20 protein-coding genes are annotated in these 23,008 nt (G+C 59.8%); 15 read left to right on the top strand and 5 right to left on the bottom strand.

Translation table 11 applies throughout. From position 1 onward, the window contains the following. Positions 1-14: 14 nt before the first annotated feature. The 3 genes from ugpE to ugpB form a co-directional block, all read right to left on the bottom strand. Positions 15-869: a sn-glycerol-3-phosphate ABC transporter permease UgpE gene (ugpE, locus tag LHAB_RS01385; protein WP_090043589.1), complete on the bottom strand. Its 855-nt coding sequence runs from the start codon at positions 867-869 to the stop codon at positions 15-17. A 9-nt stretch (positions 870-878) separates the two neighbouring features. Further along, a complete protein-coding gene (ugpA, locus tag LHAB_RS01380) occupies positions 879-1,760 on the bottom strand; it encodes a sn-glycerol-3-phosphate ABC transporter permease UgpA (protein WP_090043588.1) in 882 nt (293 codons plus the stop codon). A 98-nt stretch (positions 1,761-1,858) separates the two neighbouring features. After that, positions 1,859-3,163 (bottom strand): sn-glycerol-3-phosphate ABC transporter substrate-binding protein UgpB, encoded by a 1,305-nt coding sequence (ugpB, locus tag LHAB_RS01375; RefSeq protein WP_090043587.1) that lies wholly within the window; start codon positions 3,161-3,163, stop codon positions 1,859-1,861. A 280-nt stretch (positions 3,164-3,443) separates the two neighbouring features. Between ugpB and LHAB_RS01370 the strand changes: the two genes are divergently transcribed. The 10 genes from LHAB_RS01370 (at position 3,444) to aspS (ending at position 16,275) form a co-directional block, all read left to right on the top strand. Then, the gene (locus LHAB_RS01370; RefSeq protein WP_090043586.1) at positions 3,444-7,322 is read left to right on the top strand and encodes a DUF3683 domain-containing protein; all 3,879 of its coding nucleotides are present in this window, start codon (positions 3,444-3,446) and stop codon (positions 7,320-7,322) included. Between the two features lie 41 nt (positions 7,323-7,363). Then, complete coding sequence (locus LHAB_RS01365) at positions 7,364-7,783, top strand: gamma-butyrobetaine hydroxylase family protein (RefSeq protein WP_090043585.1); 420 nt, start codon at positions 7,364-7,366, stop codon at positions 7,781-7,783. Between the two features lie 10 nt (positions 7,784-7,793). Continuing rightward, positions 7,794-8,525 carry a bifunctional demethylmenaquinone methyltransferase/2-methoxy-6-polyprenyl-1,4-benzoquinol methylase UbiE gene (gene ubiE, locus LHAB_RS01360; RefSeq protein WP_090043584.1) on the top strand — a complete coding sequence of 244 codons (732 nt, stop codon included), beginning with the start codon at positions 7,794-7,796 and terminating at the stop codon, positions 8,523-8,525. Between the two features lie 35 nt (positions 8,526-8,560). After that, positions 8,561-9,568 carry a Tim44 domain-containing protein gene (locus tag LHAB_RS01355; RefSeq protein ID WP_228763303.1) on the top strand — a complete coding sequence of 336 codons (1,008 nt, stop codon included), beginning with the start codon at positions 8,561-8,563 and terminating at the stop codon, positions 9,566-9,568. Positions 9,569-9,627: 59 nt separating this feature from the next. Next, positions 9,628-10,188, top strand: a complete 561-nt coding sequence (locus LHAB_RS01350) for a hypothetical protein (RefSeq protein WP_090043583.1) — start codon at positions 9,628-9,630, stop codon at positions 10,186-10,188. Further along, complete coding sequence (gene ubiB / locus LHAB_RS01345) at positions 10,185-11,762, top strand: ubiquinone biosynthesis regulatory protein kinase UbiB (protein ID WP_090043582.1); 1,578 nt, start codon at positions 10,185-10,187, stop codon at positions 11,760-11,762. Before LHAB_RS01350 ends, ubiB begins: the two co-directional genes overlap by 4 nt. A 24-nt stretch (positions 11,763-11,786) precedes the next feature. Beyond that, positions 11,787-13,262, top strand: coding sequence for a high affinity choline transporter 1 (locus LHAB_RS01340; RefSeq protein WP_090043833.1), 1,476 nt, complete (start codon positions 11,787-11,789; stop codon positions 13,260-13,262). Positions 13,263-13,378: 116 nt separating this feature from the next. Then, a complete protein-coding gene (locus LHAB_RS01335) occupies positions 13,379-13,702 on the top strand; it encodes an FmdB family zinc ribbon protein (RefSeq protein ID WP_090043581.1) in 324 nt (107 codons plus the stop codon). Between the two features lie 37 nt (positions 13,703-13,739). Further along, the gene (locus LHAB_RS01330) at positions 13,740-14,411 is read left to right on the top strand and encodes a DUF502 domain-containing protein (protein ID WP_090043580.1); all 672 of its coding nucleotides are present in this window, start codon (positions 13,740-13,742) and stop codon (positions 14,409-14,411) included. A 49-nt stretch (positions 14,412-14,460) separates the two neighbouring features. After that, positions 14,461-16,275 (top strand): aspartate--tRNA ligase, encoded by a 1,815-nt coding sequence (gene aspS / locus LHAB_RS01325; RefSeq protein ID WP_090043579.1) that lies wholly within the window; start codon positions 14,461-14,463, stop codon positions 16,273-16,275. A 246-nt stretch (positions 16,276-16,521) separates the two neighbouring features. Here aspS and LHAB_RS01320 read toward each other — a convergent pair whose 3' ends face one another. Next, the gene (locus LHAB_RS01320) at positions 16,522-16,956 is read right to left on the bottom strand and encodes an RNA recognition motif domain-containing protein (RefSeq protein ID WP_090043578.1); all 435 of its coding nucleotides are present in this window, start codon (positions 16,954-16,956) and stop codon (positions 16,522-16,524) included. Positions 16,957-17,231: 275 nt separating this feature from the next. After that, positions 17,232-17,879 (bottom strand): ABC transporter ATP-binding protein, encoded by a 648-nt coding sequence (locus LHAB_RS01315; protein ID WP_228763302.1) that lies wholly within the window; start codon positions 17,877-17,879, stop codon positions 17,232-17,234. Between the two features lie 372 nt (positions 17,880-18,251). Here LHAB_RS01315 and LHAB_RS01310 point away from each other — a divergent pair, with 372 nt between their 5' ends. The 5 genes from LHAB_RS01310 to clsB are packed head-to-tail and all read left to right on the top strand — an operon-like array spanning position 18,252 to position 22,983. Beyond that, positions 18,252-18,596: a putative pterin-binding protein gene (locus LHAB_RS01310; RefSeq protein WP_228763301.1), complete on the top strand. Its 345-nt coding sequence runs from the start codon at positions 18,252-18,254 to the stop codon at positions 18,594-18,596. After that, positions 18,596-20,485 carry a response regulator gene (locus LHAB_RS01305; RefSeq protein WP_090043576.1) on the top strand — a complete coding sequence of 630 codons (1,890 nt, stop codon included), beginning with the start codon at positions 18,596-18,598 and terminating at the stop codon, positions 20,483-20,485. Before LHAB_RS01310 ends, LHAB_RS01305 begins: the two co-directional genes overlap by 1 nt. Before the next feature lie 46 nt (positions 20,486-20,531). Next, positions 20,532-20,999, top strand: coding sequence for a dihydroneopterin triphosphate diphosphatase (gene nudB / locus LHAB_RS01300; RefSeq protein ID WP_090043575.1), 468 nt, complete (start codon positions 20,532-20,534; stop codon positions 20,997-20,999). 2 nt (positions 21,000-21,001) lie between these two features. Then, on the top strand, positions 21,002-21,754 hold the full coding sequence (locus tag LHAB_RS01295) for an endonuclease/exonuclease/phosphatase family protein (protein WP_090043574.1): 753 nt from the start codon (positions 21,002-21,004) through the stop codon (positions 21,752-21,754). Between the two features lie 2 nt (positions 21,755-21,756). Further along, a complete protein-coding gene (clsB, locus tag LHAB_RS01290; RefSeq protein ID WP_090043573.1) occupies positions 21,757-22,983 on the top strand; it encodes a cardiolipin synthase ClsB in 1,227 nt (408 codons plus the stop codon). Positions 22,984-23,008 lie beyond the last annotated feature (25 nt).

Genomic DNA, 23,008 nt, shown 5'->3' with positions numbered 1-23,008 from the left:
TGTCCCCGGGTCAATTATTTCTCCGTATCAACCAAGCCTTTGACGAACCATTTTTGCATCAGGATCACCACCAGCGCCGGCGGCAGCATGGCCAAAATGGCGGTGGCCATGACCACGTTCCATTCGGTGTAAGCCTCACCCGCGATCAGGCGCTTGATGCCCATGACCACCGGGTACATGTTTTCGTTGGTGGTCACCAAAAGCGGCCACAGGTATTGGTTCCAGCCATAAATGAACTGGATCACGAACAGGGCCGCAATCGAGGTGCGTGTGAGCGGCAGCAAAATATCGATGAAAAAGCGCATCGGCCCCGCGCCGTCCATGCGCGCAGCTTCGACCAGCTCGTCGGGCACGGTCAAAAAGAATTGCCGGAACAAAAAGGTGGCCGTGGCCGAGGCGATCAGCGGCACCGTCAGGCCCGCGTAGCTGTTGAGCATGCCGAGGTTGGAGACCACTTCATAGGTGGGTCCAATGCGCACTTCGACGGGCAGCATCAGGGTGACAAAGATCATCCAGAACACCAGATTGCGCAAGGGGAAGCGGAAATACACGATGGCAAAGGCCGACAGCAAAGAAATGGCGATCTTGCCCAAGGCAATGACCAGCGCACTGACCAAGCTGACCCACATCATCGGGGCTGCCGCCGGAATGCGGCTGCCGGCGCTGGTTTCGCCGCCGAAAAGGGCGGTTTTGTAGGTCTCCAGGGCGTGGTTGTCGGGCCACATGGACATGGGCACCGATTGGGCGATTTCGGCGGCGCTTTGGGTCGACGCCACAAAAGTCAGGTACAGCGGGAAGGCCACGATCACCACCCCCAGGATCAGCACCAGGTGGGACAGGACCGTGAGGCCGGGGCGTTTTTCAATCATGGGGCCGGCTCAGTATTGGACTTTTTTCTCAACAAAACGGAACTGCACCACCGTCAGCGCCACCACGATCAGCATCAGGATGACCGATTGCGCGGCCGAGCCGCCCATGTCCAGCGCCTTGAAGCCGTCGTAATAGACCTTGTAGACCAAAATGGCCGTGTCCTTGCCGGGGCCGCCCTGGGTGGTGGCATCGACAATGCCGAAGGTGTCAAAAAAGGCATAGACCACGTTGATGACCAAAAGGAAAAACGTGGTGGGCGACAAGAGCGGGAACACGATGGTCCAAAAGCGGTGCCAAGGACTGGCCCCGTCGATGGCGGCAGCCTCCAGCAGGGATTTGGGGATGGACTGAAGCCCCGCCAAAAAGAACAGGAAGTTGTAGGAAATCTGCTTCCACACGGCAGCCACCACGATCAGCGTCATGGCGTGGCCTGAATCGAGCAGGTGGTTCCACTCGATGCCCACCGAACGCAGGTAAAAAGCGATCACGCCCATGGGCGAGGCGAACATGAACAGCCACAGCACGCCCGCCACCACCGGGGCCACCGCATAAGGCCAGATCAGCAAGGTTTTGTAGATGGCCGCCCCCTTGAGCACCCGGTCGGCCATCACGGCCAGCAGCAGCGAAATGCTCAGTCCGGAGAAAGCCACCAGCAAGGAAAAAACCGCCGTGGTCTTGAAGGATTCGAGGTAAGTGTTGTCGGCAAACAGGCGCTCAAAATTTTCCAGGCCGACAAACTCGGTACTGGTGCCAAACGCATCTTGCGACAGCACACTTTGGTAAAGCGCCTGCCCGGCAGGCCAAAAAAAGAACACCAGCACGATGGCCATTTGGGGTGCCACCAGGAGCCAGGGCAACCAGCGGGACTGAAATCGAACGCGTTTTTCCATAGGGCAAGAGTTTAGGCGAGCCACAAAAGCTCAAAAAGCAGGGGCGCGAGACCCCTGCTTTCAAGGCAACACCCGGGCAGATCACCCGGGATGCCGGCTCACTTGTTGGCTTTTTGGAAGCGCTCGAGCTGTTCATTGCCCCGTTTGACGGCGGCATCCAGGGCTTCTTTGGGCGCTTTCTTGCCCGCCCAGACCTGCTCGAGTTCCTCGTCGTTGATGGTGCGGATCTGCACAAAATTGCCCAGACGGATGCCGCGTGACTTTTCAGTGGTCTTGCGGATCATCTGCTCCACCGACACATCGGTGCCAGGGTTTTGCTTATAAAAGCCCGATTTTTCGGTCATCTCATAAGAAGCCTTGGTCAGCGGCAGGTAGCCGGTGCGCTGGTGGCTCTTGGCCGCTTCTTCGGCCTTGGACAGGTGGGCAAAGAACTGGGCCACACCCTTGTATTCGTTGTCCTTTTTGCCCGACATGACCCACAGGCTCGCGCCGCCAATGACGGTGTTCTGGGGCGCGCCCGTCACATCAGGGTAGTAAGGCAGGGTGGAGATGCCCGAAGCGAACTTGGCGTTGCGCTTGATGTTGCCGTACAGCGCAGACGAGCCGGTGGTCATGGCGCATTCGCCCGAGACAAAGACCGCATCGGCCGCGTTGCCCCGGCCCTTGTAGACGAACAGGCCGGTTTTGGCCATGTTGGCCAGGTTGTCGATGTGGCGCACATGCAGGGGGCTGTTGAAGTTCAGGCGGGCGTCAATGCCGCGCATGCCGTTGCCCTTGGTGGCGAACTCGGTGTTGTGCCAAGCCGAGAAGCTTTCGAGCTGCGTCCAGCTCACCCAGCTGGTGGTGAAGGGGCACTTGTGACCGGAGGCCTTGAGCTTGCCTGCAGCCAGCGCCACTTCGGGCCAAGTTTTGGGTGGGGTTTCGGGGTCCAACCCGGCCGCCTTGAAAGCGTCCTTGTTGTAATGGAAGACCGTGGTCGAGCTGTTGAAGGGGAAGCTCAGCATCTGACCGTTGGGGGCGGTGTAATAACCGGCCACAGCAGGCACGTAGGCGTTGGCGTCAAATGTGACACCGGCTTTTTTCATGACCTCGCCCACAGGCACGATGGCCCCCTTGCTGGCCATCATGGTGGCGGTGCCCACTTCGAACACCTGCAGGATGTGCGGGGCATTGCCTGCACGGAAGGCGGCGATGGCGGCGGTCATGGACTCGTCGTAGCTGCCCTTGAAGGTGGGCACGATTTTGTAGTCTTTTTGGCTGTTGTTGAAGTCTTTGGCCAGGTCGTTGACCCACTCGCCCAAGGCGCCGCCCATCGAGTGCCACCACTGGACTTCGGTTTGGGCTTGGGCAGACATGCTGGCCAGACCCAGGGTCAGGGCGGACAGTGTGAGTTTGAGTTTCATGGTGGTTCCTGTAAAAGTGGCGTCGAACGTGAAAACCAAGCGGTCAATTGATCATGGATTCACTGAAACTGTGCCTTTTGAAGATGACGGAAGTATTAAAACGGCATGAAGCTGTTGTGACAACCCGGACTTTCCATGAGTCCAGACCCCTGTGTGACAGGTGTCCCCACCTCCGGCGCGTGTTTGTATCACTGCGGTAACATTCAGCCTCAGCCGCTTTGACACCTTTTCGGGTCTGGCTGACAGCGTCTTCAGCGACGCCTTTGACTGCGCCACACCCATGAATGCACCCACCACGCTCCAACATTTGATGCAAGCCGACGCCGATGCGCCGCGCTTGCGCGAAATTCCTTACAACTACACCAGCTTTTCAGACCGTGAAATCGTGCTGCGTTTGCTGGGTGAGTCGGCTTGGGACCTGCTGAACCAGTTGAGGCAAGAGCGCGGCACGGGCCGATCTGCTCGGATGCTCTATGAAGTGCTGGGCGATATTTGGGTGGTGGAGCGCAACCCTTATTTGCAGGATGACTTGCTGGACAATCCGGCCCGCCGCAAACTGCTGGTGGAGGCCTTGCAGCACCGCCTGGGCGAGGTGCAAAAGCGCCGCACGCCCGAGGCCGACACGGCCCGTGATGCCTTGGTCGGCCAACTGCTGGCCATGGCTGCACAGGCCGTGACGCAGTTCAGCGAGCGTTTCACCCGCATGGCCAAGTTGCGCAGCCAAGTACAAAAGACATTGGGCCGCCTCACAGCAAAAGACAACATCAAGTTCGACGGCCTCTCCCGTGTGAGCCATGTGACCGACGCCACCGACTGGCGCGTGGAGTACCCCTTTGTGGTCCTGACGCCTGATTCCGAAGTCGAGATGGCGGGACTGGTCAAGGGCTGCATCGATTTGGGCTTGACCATCGTCCCACGCGGCGGCGGCACGGGCTACACCGGGGGTGCGATCCCGCTGACCTGGAAGAGCGCGGTCATCAACACCGAAAAGCTCGAAGCCATGACCGAGGTCGAGATGGTCGACTTGCCGGGCATCGCGCACAAGATCCCGACCATCTACACCGAAGCCGGTGTGGTGACCCAGCGGGTGGCCGATGCGGCCGAGCGCGGCGGTTTTGTCTTTGCGGTGGACCCGACTTCTGCCGAAGCCTCTTGCATTGGCGGCAACATCGCCATGAACGCGGGCGGCAAAAAGGCCGTGCTCTGGGGCACGGCGCTCGACAACCTGGCCAGCTGGCGCATGGTCACGCCTGACGCCGAGTGGCTGGACGTGGTGCGCATGGACCACAACATGGGCAAGATCCACGACGCCGAGGTCGCCACCTTTGAGTTGCGCTACTTCAAGGCCGACGGCAAAACCCCGATCCGCACCGAAACCTTGGTCATTCCCGGCAAGACCTTCCGCAAGGAAGGCCTGGGCAAGGACGTGACCGACAAGTTTTTAAGCGGCTTGCCTGGCGTGCAAAAAGAAGGCTGCGACGGCCTGATCACCAGCGCCCGTTGGGTGGTGCATCGCATGCCCACCCACACCCGTACGGTGTGCATGGAGTTTTTTGGCCACGCCCGTGAGGCCGTGCCCAGCATCGTCGAGATCAAAGACTTCATGTTCGCCGAGCAAAAACGCACCGGCACCGTGATGGCGGGTTTGGAGCACTTGGATGACCGCTATTTGCGGGCCGTGGGTTATTCCACTAAGAGCAAGCGCGGCGGTTTCCCCAAGATGGTGTTGATCGGCGACATCGCCGGTGACAACGCCGACGATGTGGCCAAGGCGACCAGCGAGATCGTGCGCATTGCCAACTCGCGCAGTGGCGAAGGCTTCATCGCCATCAGCCCCGAGGCGCGCAAAAAGTTCTGGCACGACCGCAAGAAAACCGCCGCCATCTCGCGCCACACCAACGCCTTCAAGGTCAACGAAGACGTGGTGATCCCGCTGCCGCGCATGGCCGAATACACCGATGGCATCGAGCGCATCAACATCGAGCTCTCCTTGCGGAACAAACTCAAGCTGTGCCGCGAAATCGAAGCCTTCTTGGAGCGTGGCAATCTGCCGCTGGGCAAGCAAGACGACGCCAGCGACATCCCTTCGGTCGAGTTGCTGGAGGACCGCGTGGCGCAAGCCCTGGCGGTGGTGCGGGAGGTGCAGGCGCAGTGGCAAGGCTGGTTGACCGATGTCGACGCGTTATTCCCTCAGCTGCAAGAGCACACTTTGCGCGCCAGCTGGAAAACGCAAATTCGCCCGGCGTTCCAGAACATCTTTTCTGGCTCGGCTTTCCTGCCGATCCTGACCGAAGTCACGGCCATCCACCAGCGCGTGCTCAAAGGCCGCGTCTGGGTGGCGCTGCACATGCACGCCGGTGACGGCAATGTGCACACCAACATCCCGGTCAACTCCGACAACTACGAGATGCTGCAGACCGCACACGAGGCGGTGGCCCGCATCATGGTGCTGGCCCGCAGCCTGGACGGCGTGATCTCGGGCGAACACGGCATTGGCATCACCAAGCTGGAGTTTTTGACCGACGCCGAGTTGGCCAACTTCACCGCCTACAAAGCCAAAGTGGACCCCGAAGGCCGCTTCAACAAGGGCAAGCTGCTGCGCGGCGCGGCCCTCACGGGCTTGGGCGACGATGTGCACGCGGCCGACCTGACCCACGCTTACACCCCCAGCTTTGGCCTGATGGGCCACGAGTCGCTGATCATGCAGCAGTCCGACATTGGCGCGATCGCGGCCAGCGTCAAGGACTGCTTGCGTTGCGGCAAATGCAAACCGGTGTGCGCCACCCATGTGCCGCGCGCCAATTTGCTCTACAGCCCGCGCAACAAGATTTTGGCCACTTCTTTGTTGGTTGAGGCCTTCCTTTATGAGGAGCAGACGCGAAGGGGCATCTCGGTCAAGCACTGGCAGGAATTCGAAGACGTGGCCGACCACTGCACCGTGTGCCACAAGTGCCTGACGCCTTGCCCGGTGAACATCGACTTTGGCGATGTGTCCATGAACATGCGCAACCTGCTGCGCAAAATGGGGCAAAAAAGCTTCCGCCCCGGCAATGCGGCCGCCATGTTCATGCTCAATGCCACCAACCCCGAGACCATCAAGTTGGCCCGCATGGCCATGGTGGGCGTGGGCATGAAGGCGCAGCGTTTTGTGGCCGGTTTGCTCAAGGGCGTGGCCCGCAAGCAAACCAGCGCACCGCCCGCCTCGGTGGGCACAGCCCCGATCAAGGAGCAGGTGATCCACTTCATCAACAAGAAGATGCCGGGCAACCTGCCCAAGAAAACCGCGCGGGCTTTGCTGGACATCGAAGACAACGACTACGTGCCCATCATCCGCAACCCGAAAGCCACCACGTCGGAGTCCGAAGCGGTGTTTTACTTCCCCGGTTGCGGCTCGGAGAGATTGTTCAGTCAGGTGGGATTGGCCACTCAGGCCATGCTCTGGCATGTGGGCGTGCAGACCGTGCTGCCACCGGGTTATTTGTGCTGCGGCTACCCGCAAAAGGGCTCGGGCCAGTTCGACAAGGCCGAGAAGATCATCACCGACAACCGCGTACTGTTCCACCGCGTGGCCAACACGCTCAACTACCTGGACATCAAGACCGTGGTGGTGAGCTGCGGCACCTGTTACGACCAGCTGCAGGGCTACCAGTTCGACAAAATCTTCCCCGGCTGCCGCATCATCGACATCCATGAGTTTTTGCTCGAAAAAGGCATGAAGCTCGACGCAGGCGGCGCTTATCTGTACCACGACCCTTGCCACAGCCCCATGAAGCAGCAAGAACCCATGAAGACCGTCAAGGCCTTGATGGGCGACAACGTGCTGGAAAGCAAACGATGCTGTGGCGAGTCGGGTACTTTGGGTGTGACGCGTCCGGACATCTCGACCCAGGTGCGCTTTCGCAAGGAAGAAGAGCTGCTCAAGGGTGAAGCCGCTTTGCGTGGCAGCGGTGCCCTGACGCCTGAGGCCAACGTGAAAATCCTGACCAGTTGCCCCAGCTGCTTGCAAGGCTTGTCGCGTTTTGGCGACGACATGAAAAATGGCCTTCTCGAAGCCGACTACATCGTGGTCGAGATGGCCAAACACATCCTGGGCGAAGAGTGGATGCCCGAGTACGTGAATGCCGCCAATGCCGGTGGCATCGAGCGCGTGTTGGTGTAAGCCCGGCGCGCAACCCGACAGCAAGATTTCGAAAGCAAAAGATGGCCGGATTGAAAAAAGACATGCCCCACCCCGAGTCGCTCACCTTGCACGGCCAGACCCGGGTGCTGGAGATCGGGTTTTCTGATGGCGCTCAGTTTCGCATCCCGTTTGAGCTGATGCGCGTGTACTCGCCTTCGGCCGAGGTGCAAGGCCACGGCCCCGGACAGGAAGTGCTGCAAACCGGCAAGCGCGAGGTCGGCATTGCCGAGATCGAGCCTGTGGGCAATTACGCCGTGAAGCCCACCTTCACGGATGGCCACGAGTCGGGCTTGTTCACTTGGGAGTACCTGTACTTTCTGGGTGACCAAGAAGCCGCCCTTTGGCAGCAGTACGAAGACCGCCTGCAAGCTGCAGGCATGAGCCGCGACGCGCCCATGATCGAGGCTGCAGCAGGCGGTAGCTGTGGTCACAAGCATTGAGGACGTCGGCATGAGCAGCACCCACTTCGGTTTCAAAACCGTCGACGAAAGCGAAAAAGCCAAGCATGTGCGCGGCGTGTTCGACTCTGTCGCGTCCAAATACGACGTGATGAACGACTTGATGTCCATGGGCCTGCACCGCGTGTGGAAGGCTTACACCGTACAGGTGGCCAACCTCAAAGAGGGTGATCAGGTGCTGGACATCGCAGGCGGCACGGGTGACCTGTCGATGGCTTTCGCCAAAAAAGTCGGCGCTTCAGGCCGTGTGGTGCACACCGACATCAACGAAGCCATGCTCTCCACTGGGCGTGATCGCTTGGTCGACCAAGGCCTGGCCTTGCCCACGTTGGTGTGCGATGCCGAGAAGCTTCCCTTTCCAGATGGTCACTTCAATGTGGTCAGCGTGGCCTTTGGTCTGCGCAACATGACGCACAAGGATGTCGCGCTCAAGGAAATGTGCCGTGTGCTCAAACCCGGCGGAAAATTGCTGGTGCTGGAGTTTTCCAAGGTGGCCAAGCCGCTGGAAAAAGCCTACGACTGGTACAGCTTCAAGATCTTGCCCCAATTGGGCAAGCTGGTGGCGGGGGATGCCGACAGCTACCGTTACCTGGCCGAATCCATCCGCATGCACCCCGGGCAGGAAGACCTGAAAACCCTTATGAAAAATGCCGGATTTGGTCATGTGGATTTTCACAATTTGTCGGCCGGGGTGGTAGCCTTGCACATGGGCATCAAATGTTGAGGCCTGAAAACTGTATTTCCTGAGTTGGAGACACCATGAACAACAAGTTGATGACACTGATGCTCGCAGGCGTGATGGCCTTGGGCAGCCTCAATGCAGAGGCCGCTCGCCGCATGGGTGGTGGCAAATCTGTGGGTCAGCAGTCAAACCAAGTCACCAAGCGCGATGCCGCGCCACAAACCCCGGCAGCACCTGCGCAAAACGCTGCGCCCACCAACGCCGCCAAACCCGCTGCTGCACCTGCAGCCGCTGCACCCAAGAAGCCTTGGGGTGCCATGTTGGGCGGCTTGGCCGCTGGTCTGGGCCTGGCTTGGTTGGCCAGTTCGCTCGGTATGGGTGAAGCCTTTGGCAACATCTTGATGGCTTTGTTGATCGGCGTTGCTGTCCTGGCTGTGATCGGCATGATCATGCGGGCCCGTCGTGGTGGCGCTTCGCAGACGGGCGCAAACGGTGGCCTGGCTTATCAAGGTGCAGGTGCCTCGGCAGAAAACCCCGCCACTTACAAACAATACAGCCCCCAAAACGTGGGCAACGATGCTTCGGCCCGCCCTTGGGAAGGCCAAAACACCCGTTTTGACAGCTCTGCTGCATCGCAATCGACCGGCTCCATGATCGGCTCGGGCATCGGTTCAGGTCTGAGCGGTTCACAAACCTGGGGCATCCCTGCCGGCTTTGATGTGGACAGCTTTGTCACCGCAGCCAAGCGCAATTTCGTCACTTTGCAAGACGCCTGGGACCGCTCGGACATCAGCGCCCTGCGTTCCATGATGACCGACGCCATGGTGGTGGAAATCCGCAACCAGCTGTCCGAGCGCGAAGCGCAGTTCCCCGGCCAGCCCAACAAGACCGAAGTGGTCATGCTCGAAGCCCAGCTGCTGGGCATTGAAGAGCAGGCCGATGCTTATTTGGCCAGTGTCGAGTTCAACGGCATGATCCGTGAAGACGCGGCTTCCGGCCCCAGCCCGTTCCGTGAAGTTTGGAACATGAGCAAATCCAAACAAGGCGGCGGTTGGTTGGTCGCTGGCGTGCAAGCGCTGCAATAAACCTGGGCCAGAAAGCCCTGACGCTTTGGGGCTGGCACTTTCGGGAATAATCGGGGACTATGGCAACACAGTCCCCTTTCTCATGGGCCGCTCAGGCGCTCCCCGACATGGTCAACCGGCTCGCGGCCAACTTCCAGCCCCCGGCTTGGGCGGTGGACGAGGGTGTCAATCGCCTGGTTTTGTTCCTCAACCACGTGCTGATGAGCGAGCCTGAGGCCATGGCCCGCCTGGCCCGCCAAAAAGGCCAACGCATCGAGCTGGTTTGGGACCGCATGCAACTTCAACTGAGCCCCACCCCAGCAGGCCTGCTCGAGCGTGGCCATTTTGAAGGCTTTGACTTGCGCCTGACGGTGACCGAAGACTCACCCGTCTCGATCGCCTCGGCCTTGGCCCGTGGCGACAAACCCAAGGTGCGCATCGAAGGCGATGTGCAACTGGCCGCCGAAATCAATTGGCTGATCGACCATGTGCGCTGGGATGCCGAAGAGGACTTGGCCCGCCTGATCGGCGACGCCCCCGCACACACGCTGGCTCAAGCGGCCCGTCAGGCCCTGTCGGCTTTGCGCAGTTTTGTCGCACAGCGCCCCGGCACCGGACTGCGCGCGGGCAGCGCAGCATGATGCGCTGGGGCCGTTTCGGGCGCGGTGCATTCATCGTTTTCATCGTCCTGCGCTACGGCTTGGACGAGTTGGTCCTCTCCAGCTTTCAGAAACCCTGGATTCGCTTGCTGGCCCGTGTTCTCTCGGTGGGACGTGACCTTCGCTCTCCACGGGCAGTTCGCCTGCGGGAAGCGCTTGAGCGGCTAGGCCCCATTTTTGTGAAGTTTGGTCAAGTGCTGTCGACCCGACGCGACCTGCTGGCCCCCGACATCGCCGAAGAACTGGCCAAGCTGCAAGACCGGGTGCCGCCTTTCAGTTCGGCCATCGCGGTGGCGTCGATTGAGCGGGCTTTCAGCCGCCCGGTGGACGACATCTTTGAGACCTTTGAGCGCGAACCCGTGGCCAGCGCCTCGATCGCGCAGGTGCACTTTGCCACCTTGCGCGGCAAATCGGGCAAAGTGCGCGAAGTGGCCGTGAAGGTCTTGCGTCCGGGCATGCTGCCCGTCATCGACAAAGACCTGAGCTTGATGCGCATGATGGCCGGTTGGGTGGAGAGCCTGAGCGCCGACGGCAAACGCCTCAAGCCCCGCGAGGTGGTGGCCGAATTCGACAAATACCTGCACGACGAGCTGGACCTGGTGCGCGAAGCGGCGAATGCCGCACAGCTGCGCCGCAACATGCAAGGCCTCGATCTGGTGCTGATTCCCGAGATGATCTGGGACTTTTGCCACCCCGAGGTCATCGTCATGGAGCGCATGCACGGCGTGCCCATCAGCCAAGTCGACCGCCTGCGCGAAGCGGGCGTGGACATCCCCAAGCTGGCCCGCGATGGCGTGACGCTGTTCTTTACGCAGGTGTTCCGCGACGGCTTTTTCCATGCCGACATGCACCCGGGCAACATCCAGGTCAGCCTGGCCCCCGAGACCTTTGGCCGCTACATCTCGCTGGACTTTGGCATCGTGGGCACGCTCACCGAGTACGACAAAGAGTATTTGGCGCAAAACTTCACGGCTTTTTTCCGCCGCGATTACAAGCGGGTGGCAGAACTCCACATCGAGTCCGGTTGGGTGCCGCCCGAGACGCGGGTCGATGAGCTGGAGTCGGCCATCCGTGCGGTGTGTGAACCCTATTTTGATCGCCCACTCAAGGAAATTTCCCTGGGCATGGTGCTCATGCGTTTGTTCCAGACTTCGCGCCGCTTTCAGGTGGAGATCCAGCCGCAGCTGGTGCTGCTGCAAAAAACCCTGCTCAACATCGAAGGCTTGGGCCGTGACCTGGACCCAGAACTCGATCTGTGGAGCACGGCCAAGCCTTTCCTGGAAAGGTGGATGCTGGAGCAAATTGGCCCCAAAAAGCTGTGGGAAGAGCTCAAGTCGCAAGCCCCGCATTACGCCAAACTGCTGCCACAGTTGCCACGCCTGTTGCACGAGTACCTGCAAAAGCCACGTCAACAAGACGCCCGTCAGCTGGAGCAATTGGTGGCAGAGCAAAGACGCACCAACAGATTGCTACAAACCCTTATTTACGCCGGGCTGGGCTTTGTGGTCTCCTTGCTCGTTTTGCAGGTGGGCATGCACCTGCAACTTTTCATCTGAACCTGATATCTGGAGGAGTTGAAGGTGCTGCTGACTTTTGTGATCGCCTACTTGGCCGTGACCATCGGCATTGGTTTGTTGGCTGCACGCCGAGTCCATGGGGCCAAGGATTACCTGGTGGCAGGCCGAAGTTTGCCGCTGTACATGAACGTGGCCACGGTTTTTGCCACCTGGTTTGGGGCCGAGACGGTCTTGTCGGTCTCGGCCACCTTTGCCAAGGATGGCCTCAACGGCATCCCCGGTGACCCCTTTGGTGCCACCGTGTGCCTGGTGCTGGCGGCCTTGCTCTTTGCCAAACTGTTTTACCGACTGAACCTGCTGACGATTGGTGACTTCTACAAGGTGCGCTACGGCAAGTCGGTGGAAGTGCTGACCAGTGTGGCGATTGTGTTGTCTTACCTGGGTTGGACCTCGGCGCAATTGACAGCGCTGGGTCTGGTCATCCATGTGCTCTCATCCGGGGCCATTGACCTGAACTACGCCATCATGATGGGCGCGGCTGTGGTGCTGGTCTACACCGTGTTTGGCGGCATGTGGTCGGTGGCCTTCACCGATTTGTTTCAGACCGTGGTGATCGTGGTGGGTCTGATCGCGGTGGCCTTGCTGGTGGGAGGCAACGCCGGTGGGTTTGACAAAGTCATTGCCCAAGCAGCAGCCGATGGCAAGTTCGACATGTTCCCGGCCGACACGGATGCCGCCGCCTGGTGGGCCATGGCCGGTGCTTTTTTTGCGTTTGCCTTTGGCTCCATCCCGCAGCAGGACGTGTTTCAGCGCATGACCAGTGTCAAGGATGAAAAAACTGCTGTGCGCGGCACCGTCATCGGGGCCTTGATGTACTTTGTGATCGCTTTCATTCCCCTGTACATCGCTTATGCGGCCCTGATTGCTCACCCCGAGCTCAAAGCCTTGTTCGAGTCAGAAGACGCCCGCGCTATCCAGCGGATCCTGCCCGATCTGGTGTTGGGCAAGATGCCGATGTGGGCGCAGATATTGTTCTTTGGCGCTTTGCTCTCGGCCATCCTGTCCACCGCCAGCGGCGCCTTGCTGGCCCCTACGGCCACTTTCACCGAGAACGTGCTCAAACCCTTTGTGCCCCACATGAGCGACCGCCAGTTCTTGCTGCTGCTGCGCGTCATCCTGGTCACCTTCACCTCGTTTGCCTTGCTGTTTGCCCTCAACAGCACCAGCACCATGTACGAGATGGTGCAAAACGCCTACAACGTCACCCTGACCGGGGCCTTTGTGCCGCTGGTGGCAGGTGCCTTCTGGCGGCGGGCCAACACCCAAGGGGCCTTGTTCTCGGTGGTATTGGGCGTGGGGACCTGGCTGGTGTTCAACTTCCTGGCCCCCGATACCCTGGTGCCTGCCAATTTGCTGGGCCTGATGGCGTCCCTCGTGGGCATGCTGCTGGGTTCTTTGGCGCCGAGCCTGATTGCCAACAGGGGACAGTCCATGGCCAGCGCCTTGGGGCATGCCGCCCAAGACAGCGCCAATCGTTGACCCAGCTGAGCCGCTGCCCTGGATCACTTGGGCGCGGCAATGGACTTGGGCGCTTGAAGGGCACTGCCAAGCCTATAATTGAAGGTTTTCTTGCATCACCTTCAAAGGCTCTTCACATGCCCATTTACGCCTACAAATGCGACGCCTGCGGCCATGCCAAGGATGTTCTGCAAAAAATGAGCGATGCCCCGCTGACCGACTGCCCCGCTTGCGGTGCCCCCAAATTCAGCAAACAGCTCACGGCCCCGGGTTTTCAGCTCAAGGGCACAGGCTGGTATGCCACTGACTTCAAGGGTGGTGGAGCGGCTGCAGTGCCTGCCGCAGCTGGCACCGCAGCCGATGCCGTGACCACACCTTCAGCCGCCCCAGCCAGCGATAGCGCAGCGCCTGCAGCAACGGCCAGCGCCGCAGGCTGCGCCGCTTCATGCGCTTGCCATTGATTTTTCTGAACGCTGACCTCACCGATTGCCCCACCCCATGAAACACCGCAGCTTCAAACAGTATTTCGTCACCGGCTTGCTGGTGTGGCTGCCCATGGGCATCACCGTCTGGGTGATCATGTGGTTGGTGGGCATGCTCGATGCCATCTTTCTGGCGGTGCTGCATGCGGCCGACACCCTGATTCCTGGCGTTCATGCCAGCGCCGAGTACCTTCGAGGCATCCCCGGGTTGGGCGTCGCCATTGTGGCCGTGTTCATTTTTGCCACGGGCGTGTTTGTGGCCAATATGTTTGGTCAGTGGTGGTTGCGCAAATGGCATGGCCTCATGAACCGCATCCCCGTGGTGCGCAGCATTTACACCAGCGTCAAGCAGGTGGCCGACACCTTGTTTTCGGGCAGTGGCAATGCGTTTTCCAAAGCCTTGTTGGTCCAATACCCGCGTCAGGGCTCGTGGACCATCGCCTTTTTGACCGGCAGTCCCGGGGGCGAAGTGGCCAAACATCTGGGTCAGCCCATGGTGAGTGTGTATGTGCCCACCACGCCCAACCCCACGTCGGGCTTTTTCCTGATGATGCCCAAAGCCGATGTCATCGAGCTCGACATGAGCGTTGACGATGCACTCAAGTACATCATCTCCATGGGTGTGGTGGTGCCCGGCACGCCTGTCCCCAAGCCGCCTGCAGCCCCGGTCCAGCCCAAGCTGGACTGACGCGCCTTCTTCTGAATCTTGTTCCCGCGAATCCTGAAAGTTCCTCAACATGTCCATGCGTTCCCACTATTGCGGTCTGGTGACCGAAGCCCTGACGGGCGAATCCGTGAGCCTGTGCGGCTGGGTTAACCGTCGCCGTGACCATGGCGGCGTGATCTTCATCGACCTGCGCGACCGCGAAGGCTATGTGCAGGTGGTGTGCGACCCGGACCGACCCGACATGTTCAAGGTGGCCGAAGAGGTGCGCAACGAGTTCTGCGTGCAGATCAAAGGCGTGGTCCGTGCCCGCCCAGACGGCACCACCAACGACAACCTCAAAAGCGGCAAGATCGAAGTGCTGTGCCACGAGCTGATCGTGCTCAACGCCTCGGTGACACCGCCTTTCCAGATCGACGAAGACAACCTGTCCGAGACGACCCGCCTCACGCACCGCGTGCTCGACTTGCGTCGCCCGTACATGCAAAACAACCTGATGCTGCGCTACAAGGTGGCCATGGAAGTGCGCAAGTACCTCGACGAAAACGGCTTTGTCGACATCGAAACCCCCATGCTCACCAAGAGCACACCCGAAGGCGCGCGAGACTATTTGGTGCCCAGCCGTGTGCACGACGGCCAGTTTTTTGCTTTGCCCCAGTCGCCTCAGCTCTTCAAACAGCTCTTGATGGTGGCGGGCTATGACCGTTATTACCAGATCACCAAGTGCTTCCGCGACGAAGACTTGCGCGCCGACCGCCAGCCCGAATTCACCCAGATCGATATCGAAACCTCCTTCCTGACCGAAGAGGAAATTCGCGACATGTTCCAGGGCATGATCAAGCGTGTGTTCCAAAAGACCATTGGCGTGGACTTGGGCGAGTTTCCGGTCATGACGTACCAAGACGCCATGCACATCTATGGCTCTGACAAGCCCGATCTGCGCGTCAAACTCCAGTTCACTGAAGTGACGGATGTCATGGGCGATGTGGACTTCAAGGTCTTCTCGGGTGCTGCCAACATGAAAGGCGGCCGTGTGGTCGCCCTGCGCGTGCCCGGTGGCTCGGTTGAAGGCGGCGGCATCAGCCGTGGCGAGATCGACGCCTACACCGAGTTTGTCAAGATCTACGGTGCCAAAGGCCTGGCGTACATCCGTGTCAACGACCTGTCCAAAGGCCGTGACGGTTTGCAGTCGCCCATCGTCAAGAACATCCACGACAAGGCGCTGAACGCTGTGCTGGAGCGTTCGGGCGCCCAAAACGGGGACCTGATCTTTTTCGGGGCCGACAAGGAAAAAATCGTCAACGATGCCATTGGTGCCCTGCGCATCAAGATCGGCCACAGCGAGTTCGGCAAAAAGAATGGTTTGTTCGAAGACCGTTGGGCGCCCATGTGGGTGGTGGACTTCCCGATGTTCGAATACGACGATGAAAGCCAGCGCTACACCGCTGTGCACCACCCCTTCACCGCGCCCAAAGACGGCCATGAAGACTGGATGGTCACCGCGCCCGAGAAGTGCATCTCCAAAGGCTATGACATGGTCTTGAACGGTTGGGAAATGGGCGGTGGCTCGGTGCGTATTCACCGCGCTGACGTGCAGCAGAAAGTGTTTGACGCCTTGAAAATCACGCCCGAAGAAGCCCAGCTCAAGTTTGGTTTCCTGCTCGACGCCTTGCAATACGGCGCACCACCCCACGGCGGTCTGGCCTTTGGTCTCGACCGCATCGTGACTTTGATGACCGGTGCCGAGTCGATCCGTGACGTGATCGCCTTCCCCAAGACACAGCGTGCCCAGTGCTTGCTCACGCAAGCGCCCAGCCCTGTGGACGAGAAGCAATTGCGCGAACTGCACATCCGTTTGCGCAATGTGGATGCTGTCAAAGCCGCTTAAGCAGCGCTGAACCTGCAAAGCGACAACGCCACCTTCGGGTGGCGTTGTCGCTTGTGGATGAGATGTGCTGGCCTTCGCCGCAATGGGTCAGACGGTACAAACGCATCGCGACTGTGGCAGTGATGACACGCCCACAAAAAAGGCCTCAAAACCGAAGTCATGAAGCCTTTTGATGTCTAAGCCCTGCGCGGAGCAGGGCCAGAAATTTTGCAACGGCATCGCTGCCGTTTGCGGGGTTTGCAGGGCTTAGTAGCCGCCGCGACCGCCGCCGCCACCGCCGTAGCCGCCACCGCCGGAGCGATCGCCGCCACCGCCGTAGCCGCCGCCACCGGAACGGCCACCGCCGCCGTAGCCGCCACCGCCGGAGCGATCACCGCCACCGCCGTAACCGCCACCACCACCACCGAAGCCGCCGGTGCGTGGAGGACGTGCCTCCATCGGACGGGCTTCGTTCACGGTGATGCTGCGGCCACCCAAAGACTGGCCATTCATGCCAGCGATAGCGGCTTGCGCTTCGGCATCGCTGCCCATTTCGACAAAGCCGAAACCTTTAGAACGACCGGTGTCGCGTTCCATCATGACTTTGGCGCTGGTGATGGCGCCGAATTCGCCGAATGCCTGTTGCAGGTCTTCGTCGCGAACGGTGTACGGCAGGTTGCCGACGTAAAGTTTATTGCCCATGGAGGACTCCTCAGAAATACAAAAAAACAAAGCGATGGGGTCCCGAAAGCACAACAAACTGAAAACTGCCGCCGTAGCGCGCGAAACTGACCGATCACCTGACTTGTGCCGTTTTTCAAGACGTGCACGCATGCATTATGGGGCATAGCGAGAAAAAGGGGGGAATGGGACCGCGGGGGTGTGATTGGCCTTGCGTTGCAAAGGGAAAGCCCGTCTTGAGATTTGTCATGGGCCGGATCGCGTGCATGGGGGGTGCCAAGCCCTCCCAGGGCGGGTCAGAGTGGGTGCACCGCAGCCAGGGGGATATGCGCCGGCTTTTCATAGTCGGCAATCAGCCACGCCCGGTCAGGGCTTGAGGCATGGGCACTCAACACTTCTTGCAAGGTCCGAATGGACGCTGCATCGAGTGAGACAAAAGGTTGGTCCAGCAAAGTGACCGTGGCCCCTGCCGCCAGCGATGCGACCAAGCCGACTTTGCGTCGACTGCCGGTCGACAACATGTTCAAGCGCTTGTCCAGGTGGGGGCTCAACTGAAGGGCCTGGATCAGGGACGTTTTCACTGTCTCCGACCAATGGGGCAGGCGCGATGCCCAAGCTGACCAGCATTGAACAGGCGTGTCTTCATCGTGCAGGGGCAGACGCAAGTCGGTCCAAAACACAGCGCTGGGCTGAGGTTGGGGCCAAGGCACAGCCGCGCCCAAGAGCGACATCTGTCCCGATTGAGCCTGCAAATCTCCAGCCAGCAATCGCAGCAGGGTGGTTTTTCCACTGCCCTCATCGCCAATCAATGCAGAGACTCCGGGGGGCAAAGAAAGACCCATGCCGGAAAAAAAAGGCGTTGCACCAGGGCCTCCGGTGAGCCCGGTGACTTGCAACACCATGTTGTGCGCAAGCGGATGGGGGGGGCGGTTGGACATCGACATGTTCGGCATGCTAACAGCCGGTTCGGCTGTCCTAAACCGCCAATCCAGAGGGCTTGAGGCCTGGAACTGTGAACTGATCGAATAAAAATTATTTTTAATTTTTTATGCAACAAAATATACTTCTTAATAATTCAATAAATCAATCGAAAAAATTCGACCATGAACTGCAGTCCTCCATTTAAATTCAGTCAAACATCGAAAAATCGACAAGCAACACGGTTGCTGCGGTGGTGTGTGGCGGGCTGTTGGGTGTGGATGATCTTCGGTCACAGCGCATGGGCGCTGGGGCCGCCCCAAGGGCCAGTGGTGTTGGAGGTTTCAGGCCTTATCGATCGAACCAACCAAGGCAAGCGGGCCCTGTTGGACATGGCGATGCTGCAAGCCTTGCCGCAAAAAAGCTTCACGACCCAAACGCCGTGGGAACACAAGCCTGTGACCTTCACGGGCCCTTGGCTGCGCGACGTGCTGCAGTTGGTCCAATCCAGAGGGCAGCACATCCGAGCCGTCGCCCTCAACGATTACCGGGTCAGATTGCCCGTTTCGGATGCCATTGAACACGACGTTGTGCTGGCCTTGCAAATGAACGGGCTGATGATTCCTGTGCGCACCAAAGGACCTCTGTTCATCATTTACCCATTCGATGCCAAAAAGCAGCTGCAGCACAAAACCTATTACGAGCGCTCCATTTGGCAACTCAAGGCGATTGAGGTGGAGTGATGTCTGAGTCTGAAGCACCCATTCAGACACCTCCCGAGCCGTGGCGGCCTGCCTCCCGCTTTTTCTGGGGCTTGGCGATATGGACCGCATTGGTGATCTCGGCCTTGATGGTGGCCACCCATGTGCAATGGCGCCAGGCCCAAGCGTTGCAAACGGCGGCGCGTTTGCAAGAAGATTCGCCCACCGCCATGATCACGAATTTGGAGCGTGAATTGTGGCGATTTGCGGCTGCCATGCGGCCAACAGAGCGTGCGACGGCGGAGCAAGACACCCAGCGCGCCTTGCGGTTTGACATTTTGGTCAGTCGGGTGGACTTGCTGCTCAACAGTCCAAGTTTGACGAGGTTGCACCACCGCGAGGAGTACACCGCCTTGATGCCTCGTTGGGTGGATTGGTTGGCGCAAGCCAGCCCATTGGCCGATCAAAAAAATTGGGACGCAGCCCAATGGCCGGGTCTTCTGAACACCTTGCAAAGCATGGCCCCCGATGTCCAAGCCTTGAATGCAGCTTCCGATGCCGTGCTGAGTGATTGGGTGCATCGCCAAGCGCAAACGGTGCAAGAGCAAAGTTGGTGGATCGTTTGGTTGACCGCCGCACAAGTGCTGGGTTTGCTTCTGGGCGCTTGGGGCTTGTATGTGCACGAGCGCAAACAAAACAAGGCCCAAAGAGCGCAGCAACGTTTGCACGCCCAGTTGGAGCTGGCCAAAGACCAGGCCGAGCGGGCAAGCCTGGGGAAAAGCCGCTTCTTGGCGAACATGAGCCACGAGTTGCGCACCCCTTTCAATGGCATATTGGGCATGTTGGGTTTGCTCGAAAAAACCCCACTCAACCCTGAGCAAGTCGATTTGATCGGGACCGCCAAAAGCAGTGCATCCCACTTGCTCAATGTGCTCAACGATGTGCTGGATGTCTCAGCGCTGGATGCGGGCAAGATCCAAATCCGTCCGGTGGCCACCGACATCAGCACTTTGTTGGAGGAGGTACGCCAAGTCATGGCCCCTCAGGCCACCGCCAAAGGCCTTGTGCTGCAATTGACAGGTGAGAAGTTGGGGCCTTGCCGTGTCATGGTCGACCCCTTGCGGTTACGACAAATTTTGTTCAATGTGGTGGGCAATGCGGTCAAGTACACGGACCATGGCCGCATTGATATCCAGGTCCAAGTCCGCCAATCGGCGCAGCAGGTGCTGTGGCAAATCGAGATCATCGACACAGGTGTGGGCATGAGTGAAGCCTTGCAAAAAGGTTTGTTTGAGCGCTTTCACTGGGGTGATGCCTCCTTGACCCGCAGGCAATCGGGCTCAGGCTTGGGACTGGAGATTTCCCGCTCTTTGGCGCATTTGATGGGCGGCGACCTGATGGCCCGCAGCACTGAAGGGCAGGGCTCGGTGTTCACATTGCACTTGCCCACGACTTGCGCGGTGGACCCCATCAAGGAAGGCCTTAAAGCCTCAGATTTGCCCCTCGCCACCCCTGAAACGGACCCGCAAATTCAGCCTGCAGTGCCGTTGCGGGTGTTGGTGGCTGAAGATCACCCGGTCAACCGCAAAGTGGTGGGCCTGCTGCTGCAAAGCATGGGCCATCAAGTGAGCTTTGCCGAAAACGGGGAGCAAGCTTTGGCATGGGTCCGTGCGCATGATGTGGATGTGGTGTTGATGGACATCCACATGCCGGTGATGGATGGCCTGAGCTGTGCGCGCCACATCCGAGCTTTGACCGGTCCCAAAGCCCGGGTGCCGATCGTGGCGCTGACGGCCGATGTCATGAACGATGCGGCCGAGCAAGCCCTGAATTCAGGGATGAACGCTTTTTTGGCCAAACCCTTGCAGAAAGAACAGTTGGCAGCGGTGTTGCTGCGTACAAAACCCATGACGGGATGCCCAGACCGCTGACTACAATGGGTTGACCCTGTGAATGGCAACCCGAGTACCCAAGCCCATGTCTGTTTCTGCGGTTTACAAAATTCCGGAATCGGTGCTGGTGGTGATCCACACCCCTGAGCAAGAGGTTTTGTTGATCCGCCGCACCGATGCGGGCACTTGGCAGTCGGTCACCGGCAGCAAAGACCACCCGGACGAGTCCTGGGCCGATACGGCCATCCGCGAGGTCCACGAAGAAACCGGCATCGATGCCGGCCATTCAGGCTGTTTTTTGCACGACTGGGCATTGGAAAACCAGTACGACATTTACCCGGCCTGGCGCTGGAAGTACGCGCCCGAGGTCAGTCGCAACACCGAGCGCGTGTTCGGTCTGAGCGTGCCCTACAAAATGCCCATCACACTGAGCCCTGCCGAGCACACCGACTGGATGTGGCTGCCTTGGCATGCAGCGGCTGACCAGTGTTTTTCGCCCTCGAATGCCGAGGCCATTTTGATGCTTCCCCGTTTTTTGAAGGCCATCGGCTGAAGATGCCCAAGCGACACGAACACCCGCTCTTGCGTGTGGCCACCTACAACATCCACAAGGGGGTGCAGGGCTTGGGCCCAACCCGGCGGCTGGAAATTCATAACCTGGGTCACGCGGTCGAGCAGCTCGATGCCGACATCGTGTGCTTGCAAGAGGTGCGCCGCATGCACCGTCGCGAGGAGCGGTTTTTTGCGCATTGGCCGAGTCAGCCGCAAGCCGACTACCTGGCCCCTGAAGGCTATGCGTCGGTGTACCGCACCAATGCCATCACCCGCCATGGCGAGCATGGCAACGCGATGCTGTCGCGCTGGCCCGTGCTGTCACACCAGCACCAGGACATGTCTGACCACCGTTTTGAGCAGCGGGGCTTGTTGCACACCGAGGTGCAGGTGGTGGACCGCGTGGTGCACGTGATCGTGGTGCATTTGGGCCTGGTGCCTGCCAGCCGGGTGCGTCAAGTGGTGCAGTTGCTGGCTTTCATCGATCAGACCATCCCGGCCCACGCGCCCGTGCTGGTGGCTGGCGATTTCAACGATTGGGGCACCGGGCTGGGGCGGCGCATGGCTGGCGCCGGTTTTCGCGAGTGGCGTGAGCAGCCCACGCCCACCTACCCATCGAGATTGCCGCTCAACCAGCTCGACCATGTGTATGCCCGTGGCCTGACACCCGTCCATGCCATGGCCCCGACGGGGCGCATTTGGCAACGCATGTCGGACCACCTCCCCCTGGTGGCCGAATTTGCCTGGATCGATTGACCATGCGCCACGGCGTGACCTTGCGTGACGGCCATCAAATCCGCCTGATCGAAGGGGGGCAAGCCTATTTTGAAGCCTTGGAGGCCGCCTTGGAGCAGGCCCGATCGCAGGTGCACATCGAGACCTATATTTTTGATTTCCACGGTGCAGCCGAGCGGGTGGCCGAGGCGCTCGAGCGTGCGGCCTTGCGCGGCGTGCAGGTTTGGGTGGTGGTCGATGGTGTCGGCACATTGGCGCTGCCGCCGGCCTGGCGCGAGCGCTTTGAGCGTGCCGGGGTGGATTGGCGTATTTATTCGCCTTTGGGCACCTGGGGTTTGTTGATCCCCAGCCGATGGCGGCGCTTGCACCGCAAGTTGTGTGTGATCGATGGCCATCTGGCTTTTTGTGGCGGCATCAACATCCTGGACGATTGGTACGACCCGCACCATGGCGCCTTGCTCCAGCCCAGGCTGGACTTTGCCGTGTGCGCCAGGGGGGCATTGGTGCAGCAAATGCAGGAGACGATGACGCAGCTGTGGTGGCGCATCGAAGGGGTGCGGCATGTCCGGCAGCAGCAATTCCCGCAAGCGTTCAGCTCGTTCAGGGCGGCAGGGCTGCATGCGCCGTGGGTGCAGCAGACTGAACCTACCGAGGTGCACCTGGTGGCCAAGGCTGGATTGTTGCTGCGTGACAATGTGCTCAACCGCACCCAGATCGAGCGCGCTTACTTGAAAGCCATCGGTGCGGCCCGCCACGAGATTGTCATCGCCAATGCTTATTTCTTGCCCGGTCGGCGATTGCGAAAAGCCCTGATCCATGCGGCGCAACGGGGGGTGCGCGTGCGCCTGCTGCTGCAAGGGCGTTACGAATACTTCATGCAATACCACGCCGCCCGCCCCGTTTACGGGGTGTTGCTGGATGCGGGCGTCGAAATCCACGAGTACACCGCCAGCTTTTTGCATGCCAAAGTGGCCGTGGTGGACCCGGACAACGATCGCCCTTGGGCCACAGTGGGGTCGTCCAACCTGGACCCGCTCAGTTTGCTGCTGGCGCGTGAGGCGAATGTGGTGGTGGCCGACAAAGCCTTTGCCCAGCAGTTGTACCAAAGGCTGTGCTTGGCCATCGAGCAACAAAGCACTGATGTGGTGGCCGCCCATTACACCCAAAGGCCTTGGCATCAAAGGCTGCGCGACCGGGTTGCGTTCGGTTTGATGCGTTTGGCCTTGTTTTTGACCGGCAACCGCTATTAGGATGGCGATCCCCCCCTGCCCGTCA

The organism is Limnohabitans sp. 2KL-27 (assembly GCF_001269345.1).
GTDB lineage: Bacteria > Pseudomonadota > Gammaproteobacteria > Burkholderiales > Burkholderiaceae_C > Limnohabitans_A.
The sequence above is the reverse complement of the archived record's forward strand: the minus strand, read 5'-3'. Positions and strand labels throughout refer to the sequence as shown.